Source organism: Exiguobacterium sibiricum 7-3, assembly GCF_000620865.1.
GTDB classification, from domain to species: Bacteria; Bacillota; Bacilli; order Exiguobacteriales; family Exiguobacteriaceae; genus Exiguobacterium_A; species Exiguobacterium_A sibiricum_A.
The window spans coordinates 2,200,640-2,219,833 of sequence record NZ_KK211190.1; the positions used below are offsets into that span (position 1 = coordinate 2,200,640).

General features: G+C 45.9%; 17 protein-coding genes. 4 read left to right on the top strand and 13 right to left on the bottom strand.

Features of this window, described 5'->3' with window-relative positions; all coding sequences use genetic code 11:
- Positions 1 to 11: 11 nt before the first annotated feature.
- The 7 genes from P402_RS0112455 to P402_RS0112485 form a co-directional block, all read right to left on the bottom strand.
- Entirely contained in the window at positions 12 to 842 is an 831-nt protein-coding gene (locus P402_RS0112455; RefSeq protein WP_026828996.1) for an ABC transporter ATP-binding protein, read from the bottom strand.
- An 11-nt stretch (positions 843 to 853) separates the two neighbouring features.
- On the bottom strand, positions 854 to 1,654 hold the full coding sequence (locus P402_RS0112460; RefSeq protein ID WP_026828997.1) for an ABC transporter permease: 801 nt from the start codon (positions 1,652 to 1,654) through the stop codon (positions 854 to 856).
- Positions 1,651 to 2,943 carry a nucleotide sugar dehydrogenase gene (locus P402_RS0112465; RefSeq protein ID WP_026828998.1) on the bottom strand — a complete coding sequence of 431 codons (1,293 nt, stop codon included), beginning with the start codon at positions 2,941 to 2,943 and terminating at the stop codon, positions 1,651 to 1,653. The genes P402_RS0112460 and P402_RS0112465 overlap by 4 nt, the downstream gene beginning before the upstream one ends.
- A gap of 303 nt (positions 2,944 to 3,246) precedes the next feature.
- A complete protein-coding gene (locus P402_RS0112470) occupies positions 3,247 to 4,485 on the bottom strand; it encodes a glycosyltransferase (RefSeq protein ID WP_026828999.1) in 1,239 nt (412 codons plus the stop codon).
- Positions 4,482 to 5,804: a glycosyltransferase family 4 protein gene (locus P402_RS0112475; protein ID WP_235188877.1), complete on the bottom strand. Its 1,323-nt coding sequence runs from the start codon at positions 5,802 to 5,804 to the stop codon at positions 4,482 to 4,484. The genes P402_RS0112470 and P402_RS0112475 overlap by 4 nt, the downstream gene beginning before the upstream one ends.
- Positions 5,699 to 6,700, bottom strand: coding sequence for a methyltransferase domain-containing protein (locus P402_RS0112480; RefSeq protein WP_026829001.1), 1,002 nt, complete (start codon positions 6,698 to 6,700; stop codon positions 5,699 to 5,701). The genes P402_RS0112475 and P402_RS0112480 overlap by 106 nt, the downstream gene beginning before the upstream one ends.
- The gene (locus P402_RS0112485; RefSeq protein WP_026829002.1) at positions 6,700 to 9,342 is read right to left on the bottom strand and encodes a glycosyltransferase; all 2,643 of its coding nucleotides are present in this window, start codon (positions 9,340 to 9,342) and stop codon (positions 6,700 to 6,702) included. The genes P402_RS0112480 and P402_RS0112485 overlap by 1 nt, the downstream gene beginning before the upstream one ends.
- A 276-nt stretch (positions 9,343 to 9,618) precedes the next feature.
- On the opposite strand from P402_RS0112485, the gene P402_RS17075 reads away from it, so the two are divergent.
- Positions 9,619 to 9,780, top strand: a complete 162-nt coding sequence (locus P402_RS17075) for a hypothetical protein (protein ID WP_200868722.1) — start codon at positions 9,619 to 9,621, stop codon at positions 9,778 to 9,780.
- A gap of 69 nt (positions 9,781 to 9,849) precedes the next feature.
- Here the strand turns inward: P402_RS17075 and P402_RS0112495 are convergent, their stop codons facing one another.
- Complete coding sequence (locus P402_RS0112495; protein WP_026829003.1) at positions 9,850 to 10,842, bottom strand: NADP-dependent oxidoreductase; 993 nt, start codon at positions 10,840 to 10,842, stop codon at positions 9,850 to 9,852.
- A 190-nt stretch (positions 10,843 to 11,032) separates the two neighbouring features.
- Here P402_RS0112495 and P402_RS0112500 point away from each other — a divergent pair, with 190 nt between their 5' ends.
- Positions 11,033 to 12,094: a PTS transporter subunit IIC gene (locus P402_RS0112500; RefSeq protein WP_026829004.1), complete on the top strand. Its 1,062-nt coding sequence runs from the start codon at positions 11,033 to 11,035 to the stop codon at positions 12,092 to 12,094.
- 49 nt (positions 12,095 to 12,143) lie between these two features.
- On the opposite strand, the gene P402_RS0112505 is transcribed toward P402_RS0112500, so the two are convergent.
- The 3 genes from P402_RS0112505 to P402_RS0112515 all read right to left on the bottom strand — a co-directional run bounded on the left by P402_RS0112505 (position 12,144) and on the right by P402_RS0112515 (position 13,946).
- Positions 12,144 to 12,770 (bottom strand): HAD family hydrolase, encoded by a 627-nt coding sequence (locus P402_RS0112505; protein WP_026829005.1) that lies wholly within the window; start codon positions 12,768 to 12,770, stop codon positions 12,144 to 12,146.
- A 12-nt stretch (positions 12,771 to 12,782) separates the two neighbouring features.
- Positions 12,783 to 13,367 carry a DedA family protein gene (locus P402_RS0112510; RefSeq protein ID WP_026829006.1) on the bottom strand — a complete coding sequence of 195 codons (585 nt, stop codon included), beginning with the start codon at positions 13,365 to 13,367 and terminating at the stop codon, positions 12,783 to 12,785.
- 144 nt (positions 13,368 to 13,511) lie between these two features.
- Positions 13,512 to 13,946 (bottom strand): YkvA family protein, encoded by a 435-nt coding sequence (locus tag P402_RS0112515; protein WP_026829007.1) that lies wholly within the window; start codon positions 13,944 to 13,946, stop codon positions 13,512 to 13,514.
- A 168-nt stretch (positions 13,947 to 14,114) separates the two neighbouring features.
- Here P402_RS0112515 and P402_RS0112520 point away from each other — a divergent pair, with 168 nt between their 5' ends.
- Positions 14,115 to 14,864: an SDR family NAD(P)-dependent oxidoreductase gene (locus P402_RS0112520; RefSeq protein WP_026829008.1), complete on the top strand. Its 750-nt coding sequence runs from the start codon at positions 14,115 to 14,117 to the stop codon at positions 14,862 to 14,864.
- Positions 14,865 to 15,199: 335 nt separating this feature from the next.
- Positions 15,200 to 16,441 carry a murein hydrolase activator EnvC family protein gene (locus P402_RS0112525; protein WP_235188878.1) on the top strand — a complete coding sequence of 414 codons (1,242 nt, stop codon included), beginning with the start codon at positions 15,200 to 15,202 and terminating at the stop codon, positions 16,439 to 16,441.
- A gap of 69 nt (positions 16,442 to 16,510) precedes the next feature.
- On the opposite strand, the gene P402_RS0112530 is transcribed toward P402_RS0112525, so the two are convergent.
- Together P402_RS0112530 and P402_RS0112535 are read right to left on the bottom strand one after the other, a co-directional pair.
- Complete coding sequence (locus P402_RS0112530) at positions 16,511 to 18,160, bottom strand: methyl-accepting chemotaxis protein (protein ID WP_026829010.1); 1,650 nt, start codon at positions 18,158 to 18,160, stop codon at positions 16,511 to 16,513.
- On the bottom strand, positions 18,157 to 19,134 hold the full coding sequence (locus P402_RS0112535; protein WP_026829011.1) for a BMP family lipoprotein: 978 nt from the start codon (positions 19,132 to 19,134) through the stop codon (positions 18,157 to 18,159). Before P402_RS0112535 ends, P402_RS0112530 begins: the two co-directional genes overlap by 4 nt.
- Positions 19,135 to 19,194 lie beyond the last annotated feature (60 nt).

Genomic DNA, 19,194 nt, shown 5'->3' on the forward strand with positions numbered 1-19,194 from the left:
CTATCCGTTATTCATGACGACAATTCGATCGTTTCACCGCGTTCGGAACGCTCGATCTCATCACTTCGTCCTGTTCGTTTTTTCGTAACATAATGTGCCGCTTGTTTTTTCGTAAGTTGCTTGTACCAGTAAAGGTACTTATTATACTCCGCCATCGTTTCCGCTGTCGGTCCAAACATCCGGACTTCTCCATACTCGAGCCAAAGGACTTTCGTACAAAAACTTTTGACTTGATTTAAGGAATGGCTGACAAAAAAGATTGTTTTTCCTTGGTCACGAAACTCCCGCATCTTATCCAGACATTTTTCCGTAAACGTCTGGTCACCGACTGACAAGGCTTCATCGATAATCAAGATGTCCGGATTGATGTTAATCGAGATCGCAAAACCAAGCCGCGCCCGCATACCGCTCGAGTAAGTTTTGACCGCCTGATCGATGAAGTCCCCAATATCTGCGAACTCGAGAATTTCCGGTGTGATGGCTTGAATCTGTTTTTTATTCAATCCCATCATCAATCCTTTAAGTTCGATGTTGTCCCGCCCGGTCAATTGGTTGTTCAGACCACTCGAAATCGCGATCAATGCTGATTTCCCACCAAGTGTCACCCGACCGTATGTCGGCGGCGTGACGTTCGCAAGCAGGTGAGACAATGTTGATTTACCACTCCCGTTAATTCCGACCACTCCGACAATTTCACCTTGCTTGACGGAAAACGAGACGTTTTTTAAGGCATAAAATGGTTTCCCGCTGACTTTACCGAACAACACTTCTTTTAATTTATCGATCGGGCGTGAATATAAGACGTAACGTTTTGAAACATTTTCAAATACGACGTGACTCATGTTTTCTCCTCCTAGACGTAATCAATGAAGTACCGGCGGAATCTCAGATGGACCGTTGCTCCGACTACCAACAGCACAGATGTCACCGTCCAAAAGTAGAGACCGTACCAGACATGATCGAGTAAATAACCGGTTCCGATCAGTGCCGAGCGGTATCCTTCAATCAAATAGACGAGAGGATTAATCATCAACAACGTCTTAAACAGACTGTGTTCCGGTGGTATCCACATGATGGGCGTCAAGTACATCAACATCCGGATTGCAGACGTCACCATGTTTTGGACATCGCGAATCATTGTCGCCAGTGCCGATAACAACAGCGAGACGGCATACAGGAAAATGACACCTGCGGGAACAATATAGAACAATTCAAACGTATGCCAGCCCGGAAAATAGCCGAATGCCATACCGAGAATAATCGTCAAGGCAATCATGGCAAGATGGCGATAGAACTGCGCCAAGATGACATACGCCGGGATTGTACTAAGCGGAAAGTGCATCTTCGAGACTAAGGCGACCCGACCGTAAATCGAACGTGAACCACTCGGAATCGTACTACCGATGAAAAACCAGGCAATCAATCCACTGACCAACCAAAAGACAAATGGAATTCCGTCAACGGGATGTCCGCCGCGAATCCCGAAACCAAAGACAACCCAGTAAACGCCAATTTGTAGGAGCGGCGTCATGATTTCCCAAAACCAACCGAGATATTGCATGCTGTATAGACTTTTTGTCTCATAAAGTGAAAGACGAAAGATCAGATAAAAATGATCTTTCAACTCTTTCCCGATTGTACTAATCCCGTTCATATTGCTTTTGCGTCCACTTCCGTCGTTTGATGCGTATGCAGGTTACCGAAGTTCAGGACTGTGACATCTTCAAGCGGCTGGACGATTCCTTTCGTATCAAATAAGAGCGGTGTCCGCATCTGGTTGGCGAGACGGCGTGAGTCAAAACGTTTGAACTCATCATGGTCGACTAAGACAAGGGCAAGATCCGCTCCTTGAATGGCTTCAATCTCATCGACCAGGTCAAAGCGTGAAGAAATCGAACGTTCGACATGCGGATCGCAAACTGCGACATCCAGTCCACGGTCAATCAATTGTTCAATCACATCAACAGCTGGGCTCTCCCGCATATCATCAACATTTCCTTTATACGTGACGCCAAAGACAGCAATTTTCGGCTGAACACGCGAAGAAACAAGGCGCTCTGCCTGCTCTGCGACGAAGTGTGGCATGTTGACATTCGTTTCCCGCGCCGTATGGATGATCCGTGCAAGGGATGGGGCTTTGGCGACAATGAAGTAAGGGTCGACTGCCAGGCAGTGTCCCCCGACGCCCGGTCCCGGATGATGCAAGTTGACACGTGGATGCATGTTCGCCATCTCAATCACGTCCAGCACATTGATTTCGAGCTTATGGCAGACTTGCGTCAGTTCGTTGGCTAACGCGATGTTGACATCGCGGAACGTATTTTCCATCAGCTTCGACATTTCTGCCGTCTTTGCATCCGTCTTGACGATTTCACCTTGGACAAACGTCTCGTAGACCGTTGCTCCGGCATCCGCACATGCCGGCGTCAAGCCGCCGACAATTCGGTTGTTGTGAATGAGTTCATGGAGGATTTGTCCCGGAAGTACACGTTCCGGACAATGAACGACGAAGACGTCTTTCCCGATGACGAAACCGGCTGCTTCAATCAACGGACGGACATGATCATCCATCGTCCTTGGCGCGATCGTCGATTCAACGATGATGACATTTCCTTTTTGAACGTGCGGCAACATGTTCCGAACTGCTGCTATCACGTACTTCAAGTCACACGACTTGTATGTGTCATTTAAATTTGGTGTCGGTACGGCAATCAAAAAGACATCTGCCGGTTCCGGTGTCAATGTCGCCCGAAATTTTCCGTTTGCGACGACACGTTTGATAACTTCCTCAAGTCCCGGCTCTTCGATGTGAATATCTCCCGCATTCAACATCTTGACGATGCGCGGGTCAATATCTACCCCGACGACGTCCGTTCCGTGATCTGCAAACATGGCTGAAGAAGGTAATCCAATATATCCGAGTCCGATTGTACAAAGTTTCATTTTGTCATTCCTCCATCTAGGTACGAGTTAGTCCTTCACGTCAGAAAAAAAACTGACTGTGTCGTGGCTGTACCTAGACCATAACGACAATTGCTTGTGTTTCCAATGGTTCTAACCATCTCTTAAAGCATTCTTCACAGACCTTACATTCCACCCTTTTCCTATGCTTTTTGTAAAGCTTGTAAATAAACAACGAACTTTTGTTGCATTCGCGAGAGAAACAACACAATCCGGTCCATTCCATTGTTCTTCAGCGTGGAATTACCTGCATCTTTGTTGTTTCCTGCCTCTGTTCTCGTTCATTCACTTCATTAATTCATGATAGACAGTCAATAATCGGTCTTTTTCTTTATCCCAGTTGTATTTCTGCCGTGCCTGCTTTGTTCGTTCTTTCATCGCCTGGCGTAACCCGTCCTCCTCGACGATTTGATTGACGGCAGCGGCAATCGCTTGCGGCGATTCAACGTCAACGAGCAGTCCGACGGCCTCTGCCTCGACGACACGACGGATTTCCGGTAAATCGGCTGCCACGACCGGCACAAGAGCTGACATGTATTCAAATAACTTATTCGAAGATGCCGAATAATGGTTAAAGCACACGTTTTGTAACACTTGAAACCCGACCGTCGCCGCTGCTGTATAGCTCGGTAACTGATCAAGCGGCACCTTATCAATAAAATAAATACGTTCTCGTTCTGAGGATTGAGACGCAAGCCGTTGAAGCTCCGACTTGATTTTCCCGTCGCCAATGAACAGCAGTGTGCCGTTTCGAATCAAAGGCATCGCAGCAATCAACCGCTCGAGCCCCCGTCCTTCCTGAATACCGCCTTGATACAATAAAATCGGTTCTTTTTCTTCAATCCCAAGTTCTTCATGTAGCGGGCGTGCTTCTGGTACCGTTTCTTGATAGAACGGATAATTGTGCAACACGGCCGGACGCTCTCCATAAAGTGCTTCGTGATAGTCGGCCCGTGTCTCATTTTCAACCATCGTCCGATCCACAAATCGTAATAAGTGACGTTCCAATCCGCCTTGTCCTCTTCCATATCCCGTCCGATCCGTCTGGACTTCATGCGAATCGTAGACGATTTTCGCACCTTTCGCCGCCAAAATCGCTTGCGGTAATGTATTTAAATCGTTGGCATGCATGATATCGTAGTTTCGCTTACGTGCTGCCCGTGTCATCCGGACAATGCCGAAGCTGTTATAAAGCGCATAGCGGATAAACCGACTTTTCTGCAACACGTACAGAATCACTACAATCGGAATCAGCCAGGGAATGAACAAGAACAATCCTGCGCCAGCCAGAAGCGTAACCGGGTTACGCTTCTTCAGACGACGAAGGATTGTTTCAAAAGGAGGTGTCCGTTCAATTCGGATGATTCGAAAGCCGCCCGGATGATACTCCATTGCTGGTAATGTGCCATCATTGAGGCAATATAAATCGACGTGATTCCCTGCTTCCGCGAGCGCTGTACACTCCCGTAAAACACGTGCATCATTCGTAAACGTATTCCAAACAAACATCCCGACCCGTCTCATTTACTCACCCCTACTACTTGGAAATTGGTTTTTCGAATGGCTTCAAACAATCGTTCCTGATTTTGTTCCCAGTCAAAATGGGTCTGGACATACGCTACACCCGATTGACCCATTTCTTCACGCGCTTCCGGATGTTCTGCGAGATAACGGATTTGTCCGACGATTGTCTCGCGACAACGCTCCCGTGAGACGAATCCTGCTCCGGCCTCTTCAATCACTTTCGCAGCATGTCCTGAAACGGCTCCGACAATCGCACAGCCCATTGCCATATAGTCGATGATTTTTCCTGGCGTCACTGTATCGAATGCTGTACTCTCGACTAATGTCGCAAAGGCGATATCACTTTTGGCAAGTTGTTTCAGCGCGTCCCATCTCGGCATCGCATTCATGAAATGAATATTCGTCAGTCCGCGTTTTAAGACATGTTCTTCAAATTTTTCTTTATGATAGCCGTATCCGACGACATGAAATTCAATTTTTGAATCCTCTTTTAATCGCTCCGCTACATCAAGTAATAAGAATACGTCCTGCGCCAACCCGATATTTCCGGTATAGACGACGCGGACTTGCTCCGATACTTTCCGCCGTTTAATCAACCATTCGTTTTCTTCGATTGAATTCGGAATGTAATGAATTTTCTCCGGGGCAATTCCTTTGCTTTCGATATACGAACGAAATCCTTCACTGTTGATGACAATTTGATCGGCTCGATGATACATCCATTTTTCAAGCCAGTAGAGCGGCGCGAGCAGCAAGCGTGACTTCGTGATTCCGACACCGACCAATGATTCCGGCCACAAATCGCGGACGTCTAACACGAGTGGTGCTTTTTTGATGAACTTGGCAACGACTCCAACCAGTCCCATGAAGATGGAAGGCGTCGTCGCATAGATGTAGCTATACTGTTTTTTATCCTGCCGTACTTCCCGGACCGCCAAGACAAACTGTTCTAAAAACAACCGGAGCCGTCGCCATAAGTTTGTCGTCGCCCGTAGATCCCGTGGTTGAATCCGGGTAATGTTAGCCGCATCCAAACTTGGTTCGTCCCAAAACATCGCATCCGTATACAATTCCGCCGTCGGGTACAGTGGTTCTGATGTCAGGACATGCACGTCACTGCCTTGTTGTTCCATCCGTTTAAAGATGTTTTTCATCCGGTTGGCGGCACTGCCGATTTCAGGATAAAAATTCTGACAGATCATCAAGACATTCATCATCTCCGGGCCCGTCTTTGTTTGAGCTTTCGTCGGAACTTCCAGTAACGGACGGCGATTTTTCCAAGCTTTGAATTTGCCAGTGATCGGTATTTTAATTTCCATTGTGTATTCGCCTCCAAGACATCCAGATTCGACACAAGTGCTCCTTCATACCGTTCGAGGACCAACTGATACTGTTGTGCCAACAGTGCAATCGTTTCTTCTTGTTCGGTCACTTGTTGTAACAGCCGCTCATGTTCTGATGATAACTCCGCATATTCCTGCTCGTTGACCTGCTGTTTCAACTGTTTCTGCTCCCATTTCTTTTGCTGGTTTTTTAATCGAACGATTTCAGTCAAATGCATCCGCTCGATTGCTTCAAAAGCCGTTTCCAACCAGTCTATTTCTTGATTCGTCATACTGCGGACCGGTTGTTTTTCCTCATGAAGCGTCACAATCACGCCTAACCACTTGTCCATCCGCTCCAATCGATCAATCGTTCCATAGGGTGTCAATTGCTCTAACAAATGACGTAAATAATAAGTCCGCTTATGGTCGGCATAGTCATTGACACCAAACGGAACCGTTACGACAAGCCGTCCACCCGGTTTCAGGAATGAACATGCTTTTTGGACAAACCGTTCTGGTTCGCCGATATGCTCGAGAACTTCCGTCATCAAGACCGTGTCAAAACGTTGGCTGGTCGAAAACGTCATCAGGTTTTCTTCTTCAAACTGAATCAATTCTTTGACCGAACGTGCTTCTTTCTCCAGTGCATTCCTCGACTCTGTGATGGCTTCCGGTGAGACATCGATTCCCACAACCTGTTTCCCTTCACGACCGAGTAAAATCGGGACGAGCCCTCCTGAACAACCGATGTCGAGAATCTGACTGCCCTTTGTCTCGCGAATAATCCAGTGAATCCGTGACCGGACTTTTTTTCCGAACTGGACTCCGAGTTGATCATAATAAGCAGCACGGATTTCATCTTTTGGTCGCGTCATCTGTTTTGTCGGCATCACCGTACCTCCTCTAATAACAATGCTTGGATTGCATCGGTCTGTTTTTTATCCGCAAGTTCAACGAATCGGCGGATCAACGGATTCGTTAATGTCATCGGTTCATAAAAAGCGATAATCATTCGGAGAAGCGCGACGCTCGGACCAAAATCTTTATCACTGCAGTAACGAAGTTTTACCAAATACCAATGTTCAAAAAAGTGTTCGAAACGGGTTTCTTTATACGCATCCAGGACACCATAACGTGCAAACTTCTCAGCCCGGGCCTTTTCCCGGACGACGCTGCGTTCAAAGAAGCGAACTGTCAAGGAGTTGACGGTCGAACCCGCTACTGCGGCATAGTAATAATGAATGACTCGGTTGACGAGTAAGACACGGTCCGCATGTAACATCATTTCTTGGAAAAACAATGAGTCTTGTCCGACTGCACCAACGACTTGTTCCAGCTGGTGTTCCTGCAAAAAGCTCTTCTTAACGACTAACGCCTGAATACTTTGAACGGAAAAACGGTTCTCGAGCAAATATGTTTTGGGTTGCTCACAGACCTTCCGTCCTTCTTTCCGAACTTTCGGTAAGGCGATGATACTTGTTTTTTCTGCCAACTTTTTCATATGTCCGACTGCAAAATCGAGTGTCGGGTCATGATCGAGTTCACTCAATAATTCGGCATACCGGTCACTCAACACTTCGTTATCAGGATCCAGGAACGCAATCCGTTCGGCACGTGCCAGTTCGACGCCCTTATTACGCGGGCGTGACGCACTGCCGCTTCCGCCTGTCGGGAACAGATAGGTTACGACGTTGCCGTGTCGTCGCGCGAGACGATCAATCGCTTGTAAAGTCATACGGTCTGTTGATCCATCATCCACTAAGATAATTTCCGTCTCGTCAAATCGTTCCATTCGTTTTAAGCTGGCAAAACATTTGTATGTGAGATGATATCCATTATTAAAAATCGGCACGACGACGGACAAAACCGGTGTTTCAACAGCAGATGACTTCCCTTGCTCGTTCCACTCGAGTGCATCAAGAAGCAGTGTTTTTCCTGTCATCTTTCCTTCACTGAACTGTTCATAGGAAAAATCAGCACGCCAGATCATACTGCCGACCGGCTGGCCTTGTTCTTCCCGAATGACAAACGGTACCTCATCGCGGGCTGTTTTACGGACAATACTTGCATCGCTGTATTTAAATCCGTTCACTAAATCTTCAAGATAGTACTCTCCATATGACTCCGCCCCGTCGAGTACTGCCACTAAATCGGTCTGTCCGTATAATTCTTTCGTCAGGTCTTCTTCGCGGTAAATCCAATCCGGTGTTACGGTTTGGTGTTCGATCATCCGGTTTAGTTCCGGTGTCACGTGGCGTAAGACGACCAGAAGTTTCCGCTGCAACGGTTGGACTGGCAACTTCAGCAAACGTGTCATCTGATCAATCCGGTCATACACGGTATGGGACGACATGACGGAACGAATCCCTTCTGCCCGGAGCCGCTTCACGTCATCCTCGGTCGTCCGTTCTAAAATCGCTTGAGCCTCTTGATGATCATGGACAGTAAACACGTTCGGAAAATCATTATTGACGGCGATGCTGTAATTCGACAAAATCAGATTTCCGAGTGCTTGGGATTCGTAAATTCGCCGCGCACACATCGTTTTACTATATTTAATGCTGTTTAAATTCAATACCCAGTCATAACACTTACTGACTTGTTGTAATGTCTCATAAGGAATTGACGGTGCGACACGCGAGACATAACGTTCCGGAAAGTGATAATCCGGTAAATTCAACTGATAGTTGCGGTCAACGATATCAAGTGTATGGTCGGAACGTAAGACACCATCAAATAACATCTCAGTGTCTTTGACACGTTCCGGATACTTTGCCATCCAGCTGCCGGCAAACAAAACGTGTTTTTTTCGACTGCGTGTCGCGCCAATCGGATTATGGATGATTGGATTCACCCCAAACGTCGTCGCTTCAATCCGGTCATGCCCGCATAACACCTGATATTCCGGAATCATGGCTTCGTCTGATGTCAAAATATAATCCGCTTCCTTGGCCACACCACTAAAACGTTCAAAATTACTTGGATCCTCTGTCGATTGAAAAACAACGGGTATTTCTTTTGCCTTCACCTGTCGAATCATTTCCATCAGACGGGCCCGTTTTTTGGAGGTCGGCGTTGCGACACCTTTCCAGTCGTCTCCGTGTAGTCCTTTCCATGAGGATACGACCAGGAAAAGGTCAATCGGTTTTTCAAATACCTCTTCAAATGTTGCCGGATTGACATAGTGTAAGTGGAGCGCATCTTGATAATAGGCATACATGAATTCGGAACAGACGATGGCGACTTCCAGTGGTCGCTGCTCAAAATAACGCGTTCCGCTTTGCAAGGGAATATCTGCATACGCAATCTCCTGTAACAATCCGCTGTTACTTTGCTCATGATATGCCGTTGTTGTCGAAGGACGTCCGGAAGTGTTTGGTCGGATTCCTGTTTTCATCGTCAATACCGGGAGCTTCTGTAAACGTTCAATGGAAGCAACACTTGCCTTTGATTCCGATTGAAGCCGTTGCTTCTCCTCGCGTACCCACTGAAGTTGTTTCATGACTGCTTTTTTAAATTGTTGTCCACTCACGCGTATACACCCTTCCTTCTCTTTCATCTCCCTATCAGTCTACGAGTCCAGTTCAAAGGAGACTTAAAGGATCTGCAAGGTTTTTGTAAAGACTTGGTGAAGCCTTTAACGGTTTCCCGGACATTCGTCATGAAATCAGGACGTAAACGTGTGGAGTCGTTTTGGTTCACAACGTGTTTCGCACAAAACAATGAACTCAAACCTGTCGCTTTTCGTTTTAGAACAATCAATTGGGGTAAATGTAAAAGTATTGATGATAAGGGAGATGACAGAATCATGACGGATAAAAAACAAGACTTGCCAAACGAAACAGCAGATGTCGGCTTACACCCGGATCCGGAACCCGCGGAAACATCTGATCCCGGTATCAAACCGGCTGAAACACAGCATCCGGATCCCGATCTGGAAGAATTACAAAAAGATCCCGCTGATCAATAAATAGGATTTTCCATTAAAAAAAGGTTTTGCTCTCCCATAAAGGAAAGCAAAACCTTTTTTGACGTCTTCTTATAACTTGACCAACAATTTTCCGGTATTCGAACCATCAAACAGTCCAAGAAACGCATCCGGTACTTGATCAAACCCTTCAAAAATCGTTTCTTCATACTTTAATTCACCGTTACTGACCCATTGTCCTAGTTGCTCCGCCGCCTCTTTAAAACGTTTAGCGTAATCTCCGACCAAAAAGCCTTGCATCCGTGCGCGTGACATGATCAATTTGGATTGAACACGTGGACCAACATCTGTTTTTTCATTGTATCCGGAAATTGCTCCACAGACTGGAATACGGGCAAACGGATTTAAACGATTGAGTACTGCATCACCGATTTCCCCGCCGACATTTTCGAAATAGACGTCGATTCCGTCCGGACACGTCCGGTCCAAGGCTTCTCCGATTTGTTCCGTTTTATAATTGATGACTTCATCAAATCCAAGTTCTTCTTTGAGATACTGAATTTTTTCATCACTTCCCGCAATACCGACGACCCGTGCACCTTTGATTTTAGCAATTTGTCCGACAATCGAGCCGACTGCTCCGGCTGCTGCCGAGACGACAACCGTTTCACCGGGCTGTGGATTCCCGATATCCAGTAATCCGAAATAAGCCGTCATGCCGGTCATCCCAAGTACACCAAGTGCCGTTGAGACAGGTGCCAGTGATGCATCAATTTTACGGACTTGTTTGGCATCCACGACTAATTTTGTTGCCCAATCGAGCATTCCGACGACGATGTCGCCGACTTCGAGTGTATCCGTTTTTGATTCGATGACACGGGCGACTACGCCTCCTTGAATCGGTGCATCCAGTTCAAATGGCTGAGAATAAGAACGGGAATCGTTCATTCGTCCCCGCATGTATGGATCAACTGAGATATAAAGCGTCTCTAACAAGACTTGATCCGTTTGCAACTCATTCAGTTCAATCTTTTCGTACCGGAACGTCTCCCGTGTCGGACGTCCGTCCGGTCTGTTGGCTAATACGATTTGTTGTTCTGACATAACTGTTCCCTCCCCGATTTTTACTCTTTCACTCTAGCAGTCCTATCGTGTGAGTGCGAATACTTTGCCTTTGTTTTTTCAGAAAATTCCATTTTTACCTTGACGTGCTACAGAGACTTTCGTATGATTAAACACAATTCATCGCTTTTATACTGTTATGCACAAAAGTGATACATAAGGAGTGATTTTTATGAAGACAACTTCGAAACGGTTCGACCGTCAATTCGGAATCCATGTGTTAAACGGTCTTAGTATCGGGATTTTAGTTGCACTTATCCCCGGCGCCTTACTTGGCGAACTCGCCAAAGCCTTGCTTCCGTACTTTTCTCCCGCCCAACATATCATCGACTCTACCGCGCTTGCGATGCGTTTGTTACCGATGGTGATTGGTGTCGCCGTAGCGATGCAGTTTAAGACGTCTCCCATCGAAACTACCTCGATTGGTCTCGCGACTGTCGTTGGATCAGGTGTCGCAAGCCGGACCGATACAGCAGGTTACTTATTCGTCGGCACGGGGGATGTCATCAATGCCGGACTAACGGCTGCCATTGCAACAGCTCTCGTACTGTGGATTGGCAATCGGTTTAAAACGTATACCGTCCTCGTCATTCCGACCTTAATTATCGTCGGAGCAGGCGGAATCGGTGTCCTGACCTATCCTTATGTCACAAAAATCACTGCCAGTATCGGTCAGTTGATTACTCATTTTACAGTCCTTCAACCTGTGTTAATGGGCATCACTTTAGCCGTCACCTTCTCTGTCCTGATTGTCTCACCGTTGTCGACTGTCGGAATCGCAACTGCAATCAGCTTATCCGGTGTTGCCGCCGGTGCTGCCAACTTAGGTGTTTGCGCAGCCGGTTTCGGACTTGCGATTGCCGGTTGGCAAGCGAATTCACGAGGCACTTCCATTGCTCACTTTTTAGGATCTCCTAAAATCCAAATGGCAAATTTCATCCGAAATCCCATCATGATTCTGCCAGTCATGTGCAGTGCGGCAGTTCTCGGCGGACTGGCTGGCGTTCTTGGTGTTCAAGGAACACCGTTCAGTGCCGGTTTCGGCATGTCAGGCCTGATTGGTCCGATCAATGCGTTACATTTAATGACCGGTGGTTGGACATGGGGCAATATCTCGGTTGTCTTCGGACTCTTCATCATTTTACCGATTCTTCTTTGTCTCTTATTCCACCACTTATTCCGTCGTTTCCGTCCATGGACGAATCATGAACAATACCGGCTCGATTTTGATTGATACAAAAAAGAAGCGACGCTGTCAGCATCGCTTCTTTTTTGTATCTTTATTATACGTATTTCAATACGTCCATCGGTGTCTCTAACTGATAATCAGCCGAATTCCACTCCTGTTCCGTTCCGAAACCGAACCGGCAAATCGCAACCCGCATCTGTTGGATTCGTGCAGCTTCGACGTCCGATGAACGGTCTCCCACCATCAAATATTCGACCGCACCGAATTCGTCTCGATGGGCTGCTAGAATATCGGCTTTTTGTTTACCCTGAACCGACTCCAGACATTTTGGACTTGTAAAATACGAACGAATGTTTTGACTGTCGAGCACTAGATTCAAATAGTGAACGCCGCAATTGCTTGCTGTCGAAACGATGTGTCCTTGTTTGGTCAACGTTTCTAACATTTCACGAATCCCGTCAAACAAAACATCCTGTCCCGCCATCGTCTGTTCTAGATGATGGTGACGTTTTTTTCGAATCGCACGAATGTCTTCTTCTGAAGCATCCGGAATCGCTTTTCTCCAAAAAGCATTTCCTGCCAAACCATAGCTGGACTGAACACTCTCTTTTGATGGTTTGACAAGATGCGGCATATCTTCCATCGCCAGATGAATTGCCTCTGTCATTTGATTGGTTGAATCAATCAATGTTCCATCGATATCAAATAAAATCACTGCCATGTGAACACTCCTCTATTTTTTAAAAGCGTTTTGTTTTTTCATAAGCGTTTTCTTCCGGAAGTAGATATATCCGGCTCCAAATACGAGTAACCCGATGAGCCAAGGTGTATAGTGATGGAGTTCATGATGCCGCCCCATCATACCATGCCCCAGTTTTTTCCCGCCCCAAATGAAAAAGGCCGACCAGGCGAAAAAGGAAATTGTCGTGGCAATCGTGAACGTCAACCGTGAAACACCTGTCAATCCGGCCCCGATGGCAAATCCCATCCGCCACATCGGTGACAACAACAGGATAAAACGTCCGCGTGTGTCCATTTGACGTTGAAACTGATTCATCTTCGTTTCAGAAATCCGAAACCATTTAAATACACGGGCCAGTAAGCGGTCACTTCCGAGCCGACCAATCGTAAAGAAGATGTTTTGACTGATCACAAAACTGAGTACTGAGACAATCAACATGATAATGAGATTAAATTGCGTCGTATGTACCAGGTAGCCCGCATAAGCTAAAGGTACTTCACTCGGTAAAAACGGAAACATCAACGTCAACATCATTCCGAAATAGCCATACGATTCAATCCACGAATGCCAAGCCATGATCCCCCCCCTTTCACTGGATTTTTCTTCTAACTCCAGTGTAACGAACTTTTGAGGTAGCGTACAGAAATCGTGTTCGGCTTCACGACTAAAAACCCTGTCGCTGACTCGATGTCAGTGGCAGGGCAGAATCAATTCATGCACTTAATACGCATCTTCACTTTGGAGCGGTTGCGTGCTTGCTTTTTGTTGCTCATCTTGCCAGTCACTAAAACGTGTCAATTCTTCAAACACCGTTTTTGTCACGAACAGAACGATGGCGATATCATCCGCAAAACCAAATCCAAGTACAAAATCAGGGACCAGATCAATCGGAGAAACGAGATAAATTAACGCACCGATCACTTTCAAAATCGTCGTCCGGCGAATATTTCGATATTCACCTGACTGGTAAGAACGAACCATGTCGACAAACAAGCGAACCGGTGAGAAAACAACTGATAAACTTGAATTTTTATTTATTTTATCAATTGCTCGTTTTAGCATCGAATTGGTTTTTTTAGGTTGATTAATATACGCTTTAGCTTCATCTGCATATTTTTCTTGTTCTGTTTCGAGCTTTTGATTTGATAAATCCATCAAAAATCCCCCATTCAACATAATAATAGCGTTAGCTATTTTCTATGTTCCCTAATGCCTATCTGGATAATCCTTTCTTCAAAGATCCAGTATGTTTTAATCGATTCGTTTTCGGCTATCTGATTATAGCAGTCTACTCAACTACACACTCCCCAGGAGGAATTTACAATGAATCATATCAATCATACTGTCATCATCACAGGTGCTGCTAATGGCATCGGAGCTACACTTGCCAAGAGTTATGCCAAGGAAGGTGCATCGGTCATTTTGGCCGACATTGATCAAATGACGGGTGACGACCTTGCATCGGAAATCGAAGCTGACGGCGGAACCGCTTATTTTTATCATCTGGATGTTCAAGATGAACAAGACGTCAACCTATTGATTGATAAAGCCATCGAACATACCGGCCGGATTGATATCCTGATTAACAATGCCGGCATCATGGTTCGTAAACCGTTACTTGAATTATCGCTCGATGAATGGGACCGTGTTCAACACACCAACCTGCGGAGCATCTTTTTAACAACAAAAGCCGCTGCTCCTTACCTGAAGAAAAACCCGGCCGGTGGACGGATTGTCAATTTGGCCTCCACCCGTGCCTTTATGTCTGAGCCGGATACGGAATCTTACGCGGCTACTAAAGGCGGGATTGTCGCATTAACGCATGCTTTGGCCGTTTCTTTAGGACCAGACCGAATTTTAGTCAATGCGATTGCCCCCGGCTGGATTGAAACCGGAAATTATCATGAACTTTCACCAGAAGATCATAGCCAGCATCCGGCTGGACGAGTCGGAAAACCTGAAGATGTCGCCCGGGCTGCTTTGTTCTTAACGAATCCTGATAACGACTTTTTAACGGGAGAAACATTGGTTCTCGATGGTGGAATGACTCGGAAAATGATTTACGAAGAGTAAGTCAAAACTAATTTATATAACCTTTTTCTCGATGCATCAAACGTTTCATTTTTCAGTTCTTTTTAATATTACAAAAACATATCATCCCTTTTTTAAAAGTGAATCCTTGTATTCACTTTTTTTATTTTTTCTTTTTTCCTGTTTCGCCAACAGTTTTCTCTCTCTTTTGAGAGAATTCAAAGAATGATTTACAAAAAGGAATGTTACTCCCTGATAATTTCCATATAATATTTTTAATGAAACTGTAACGGAGACTTGACCTATTTCTTGTTAGAGTAGAACAGGTAACATTTTAAAACATGTATCTGATTTAGGAAGGAATGATTGATTCAACTATGAAATCATCTTTAAAGCAAACACTCGGTCTGTCCCTCATGACGATGACATTACTCTTCAGTCCACTTGTCCATCCGGTCGGAGCGGCAAGTTCTTATAAAGAAAAACAACAGCAAAACCATAAGCAGCAGTCAAAACAAAAACAAGCTCTCTCGAAAACGACAGCTCAATTGTCCAAAGCCCAGCAAAAGGTCTATGCGCTTGATCAACAAATCAATGGATTGACGTTACAAGTCGTTGAAAACCAACAAAAAATTGATCGAAACCGTAAGCAGATTAAACGATTGGAACAAAAAATCGATGCCTTGCGCGAAAAGATCAACAAGCAGGAAAAAATGTTGGGTGATCGGTTAGCAGTCCGCCAGTCGAAAGCAGATGAGGATCCGCTTCTCGAAGCTGTTTTCGGTGCCAAGGATGTCGGAGATATGATCAGCCGGTTTAATGCTTTTAATACGATTGCTGAAAGCGACGCTTCTTTATTAAAAGATTACGAACAAAATAAACATCAATTGGCACTTGCTCAAAAAGAATTGAAGCAAACCCGTGTCGATTTGATCGATGATCGCACTCTTCTAAAACAGAAACAGCGTGAACTAACGGCAGAAAAAATCAAGCGGACAACGTTGCTGAAGCGCTTGAAGACAGAAAAACGTTCCATCGAAACAAATATCTTGAGCTTAAAAGATGCAGCCGCTCAATTGAAAGCACAGGAAGCTGCTGCCCGTTCAGCTGCTCGAGCTGCACGACTAGCAGAAAAACAAGCAGCCGCGCAATCGGCGCAACCTGCTTCTGTTACAAAAGCAAGTACAAAAGTCCTGTCAAAAGCAACAGGAAAGTTCATTAAACCTGCTGCCGGTTCCATTTCACAAGGAATGGGTGCTGCCAGCGGAAGTAACGGATATGCGTACCATAACGGGATTGATTTTGCGGGTCCACTGAATTCGCCAGTCGTTGCTTCCGCCAGCGGAACTGTCATTCAGGCAAGTTCAGGCGGCCCTTACGGTAATCACGTCTACCTCTCTCACAGCATCGGCGGAAAAACGTATACGACCGTTTATGCGCACATGAATTCTCTGACCGTCAAACAAGGTCAACAGGTGAAACAGGGACAACAAATCGGTAATCTTGGAAGTACCGGAAATTCAACCGGTCCCCACCTTCATTTTGAGATTCATGACGGCGGTTATCAATACAATGCCAACGGCCGGACAAACGAACTGAATCCAAGTGACTTCTTTTAACTAACTGTTGATGCAAAATCCCTCACCGGAATAACTCCGATGAGGGATTTTTTGATGTTTCTTTTTGAATTACAGTTTGAACTGGCTGGTTTGTTGATCGAGTGAAGTCGTCGTTTGTTCCAGTTCCAGCATAAGTTGATGAATTTGTTCGAATGATGCTTGCTGATCGCGCATCGACGCCGCCACTTCTTCATTCCCCGCGGCCAGTTCTTCCATCACGCCACTGACTGAGCTGACCTGATTGACCACTTGATTGGCTTGGTCTTTCGATTGTAGTAACTGTGTCGTCATGAACTGGACGGCTTCCGTTACATCCGTCACGTGACCACGGGTTTCTTCGAATGCTGCTGTCACCTCAGCAAAGTTTTGGACCTGATGTGCTTGTTCTTTTTCAGATTGAAGTAACGCTTCCTGCAAAATTGCTCCGTCTGCCCGAATTGAACGAACGAGTGAGAAGATAGAGCGGGTTGCTTGATGTGTTTCATCCGCTAGCTTTTTCACTTCACTCGCCACGACAGCAAAACCACGTCCTGCTTCTCCTGCCCGTGCCGCTTCGATCGCAGCATTTAACGATAGCAAATTCGTTTGTGCCGAGACACTTGAGACGAGTTGCGCCATCTGTTCGATTTGCTGTGTTTGTTGCAAGAATCCAGCCAACTTATGACCAAGCTCCTGATTTTGGAGAGTAGCCGTCGCCAGTGATTCCGCTTGTTCCTGCATGATGGTGGCACTTTTCCCCATCGTCGTATCCGCGAGTTGTCCTTGACTCAACGCCTGTTGTGCCCGTTGTTCACTTTGTTCAAACAATGTACTCATATCCGTGATCGTGCTGACTGTCGTTTGTAAGTCATCTGAGACAGTTTGCGTACCACTGGCCATTTCATTGATGGCATGTGTCATGTTTCCGGATACTTCGACGATATTTGCATTTTCAGCTGTCGCTTGTTCGCTCATCTGATTGATGGTCGACGATGTCTGGCTGATCGTCCCGATAACACCATGCAATGTCCCTTGCATTTGGGCGATTGCTGATTCGAGACGGCCAATTTCATCCGTCCGTCCTGAAACCTGCAGTTGTTGTGAGACATCCCCTTGCGAAATCTGTTCCGCCGTTTTAACGACCCGGCTGATTGGACGGGTGATGCTCCGGGCGAAATACCAATTGTAGAGTGCTAATGCAATCAGAAGGATGAATGTCGCGATTAAAACTGAACGCGTCAGATTCAACGTTTTATCTTTCGCTTCTTGTTGCAGTACATCGTAAAATTCACCGTTCTTTGTATGTAACGTGTATAAATCGCTGAGTACCCCTTCCACCTGGGCTGCATGGGAACGGATTGCGATTGGATCGAGCGCATTTAATAATGCCGTCCGTTTCTCCGCTAAGACCGTATACTTCATTTTGGCACGATTCAAATCGGGTTTAAACCGATCAATCAAATAAGCTTTTTGTAATGAATCGAGAGCTTTTTCATTTTTTTTACTCAAGGCAAGGACCTGTTCTTTTTGATTTTCTGACGGCTGGCTTGCTAACCTGTTCCAGCCTGCCTGCTCATACAGTAACTTGGTCTCCAATTCTGAAATCTCAACCAATTGTTTTCCGTAATCTTCATTGTAAGACTGGATTTGCCGCAGCTCGAATAATGTCCAACCCATCAGGGCGACGACACTGACAATCGTCACAAGTGTCGAAATTAAAAATCGTTTTCGTAACGTCATTGGACCTTCACCTTGCCTTCCAGTATTTCTTGTTTCAATTGTTCGAGTCGTTGCAGTTCCTTTGCTGTAAAGTTGGCATTACGAATCGGTGCTAATTGAATAGCTCCATCTTTGACCCCTAACACGATTTGACCGGATTGAAGACCTGATGCCTTAACGCTGTCGCCAATTTTCGTAATCGCAAGATCGACCTGTTTCAACATCGACGTCATGACTGCGTCCGGTGCAATTGCCGTTTGATCACTGTCGACACCAATCGCCTTATTTCCTTTTTCTTCTGCCGCTTCCAGAACACCACTGCCGGTAAGCCCTGCTGCCGCATATAACACATCTGCCTCTTTTTTCATTTGAGCATTTGCCAGTTCCCGTCCTTTGTCCGGCGCAGCAAAGTCCTCCGCATAATCGACAAGAACACGGATGTCAGGATTAATCGCTGTTGCACCGGCCCGATAGCCTTTTTCAAACTTTTCAATGAGCGACGACTTCATGCCGCCGATGAAACCAATCGTTTCACTGTCAGATTGGATTGCTGCCGCTGCCCCCGCCAGATAACTGCCTTCATCCTCTTTAAATGTGACGGATAATACATTCGGTAGTTCTGACACGGCATCAATCAATGCAAACTGCTGTTTTGGATACTGTTTAGCAACTTTCTCCAAGTCCGCCTGTCCCATGAAACCGAGACCGACGACAACGGTCGGCTGTTGTTTCGCTAATGCGGCAAATGCCGCTTCATATGATTTTGTTTCGCTCAATTCTCTATAATCAATGAACCAGTCTTCTTTTTCACGCAGTAAGGACATGCCGCTCATGGCTGCATCACTGAATGATTGATCCCCTAATCCGACATCGGATAAGACGACTGCCATTTTTCGACGCTCCTTCACTGCTTGTTGCGGATCATCGATGACACTTCCACAACCCGCCAGACCGATTGTCAATGCTAGTATGGACAAACTGAATCGTTTTGACATATTTCCACTTCCCTCCACTGTTCTACAATGGATTATCGGAAAGGTTGTCTGACTTCTTAA

What these genes read in the sequence shown, in the direction of transcription:
- P402_RS0112510 (WP_026829006.1), bottom strand. Translation starts at nt 13,367, where the DNA reads ATGGCTTGGCATTCGTGGATTGAATCGTATGGCTATTTCGGAATGATG.
- P402_RS0112455 (WP_026828996.1), bottom strand. Translation starts at nt 842, where the DNA reads ATGAGTCACGTCGTATTTGAAAATGTTTCAAAACGTTACGTCTTATAT.
- P402_RS17075 (WP_200868722.1), top strand. Translation starts at nt 9,619, where the DNA reads ATGACGGATAAAAAACAAGACTTGCCAAACGAAACAGCAGATGTCGGC.
- P402_RS0112505 (WP_026829005.1), bottom strand. Translation starts at nt 12,770, where the DNA reads ATGGCAGTGATTTTATTTGATATCGATGGAACATTGATTGATTCAACC.
- P402_RS0112525 (WP_235188878.1), top strand. Translation starts at nt 15,200, where the DNA reads ATGAAATCATCTTTAAAGCAAACACTCGGTCTGTCCCTCATGACGATG.
- P402_RS0112535 (WP_026829011.1), bottom strand. Translation starts at nt 19,134, where the DNA reads ATGTCAAAACGATTCAGTTTGTCCATACTAGCATTGACAATCGGTCTG.
- P402_RS0112500 (WP_026829004.1), top strand. Translation starts at nt 11,033, where the DNA reads ATGAAGACAACTTCGAAACGGTTCGACCGTCAATTCGGAATCCATGTG.
- P402_RS0112460 (WP_026828997.1), bottom strand. Translation starts at nt 1,654, where the DNA reads ATGAACGGGATTAGTACAATCGGGAAAGAGTTGAAAGATCATTTTTAT.
- P402_RS0112515 (WP_026829007.1), bottom strand. Translation starts at nt 13,946, where the DNA reads ATGGATTTATCAAATCAAAAGCTCGAAACAGAACAAGAAAAATATGCA.
- P402_RS0112495 (WP_026829003.1), bottom strand. Translation starts at nt 10,842, where the DNA reads ATGTCAGAACAACAAATCGTATTAGCCAACAGACCGGACGGACGTCCG.
- P402_RS0112465 (WP_026828998.1), bottom strand. Translation starts at nt 2,943, where the DNA reads ATGAAACTTTGTACAATCGGACTCGGATATATTGGATTACCTTCTTCA.
- P402_RS0112520 (WP_026829008.1), top strand. Translation starts at nt 14,115, where the DNA reads ATGAATCATATCAATCATACTGTCATCATCACAGGTGCTGCTAATGGC.
- P402_RS0112470 (WP_026828999.1), bottom strand. Translation starts at nt 4,485, where the DNA reads ATGAGACGGGTCGGGATGTTTGTTTGGAATACGTTTACGAATGATGCA.
- P402_RS0112475 (WP_235188877.1), bottom strand. Translation starts at nt 5,804, where the DNA reads ATGGAAATTAAAATACCGATCACTGGCAAATTCAAAGCTTGGAAAAAT.
- P402_RS0112480 (WP_026829001.1), bottom strand. Translation starts at nt 6,700, where the DNA reads ATGCCGACAAAACAGATGACGCGACCAAAAGATGAAATCCGTGCTGCT.
- P402_RS0112530 (WP_026829010.1), bottom strand. Translation starts at nt 18,160, where the DNA reads ATGACGTTACGAAAACGATTTTTAATTTCGACACTTGTGACGATTGTC.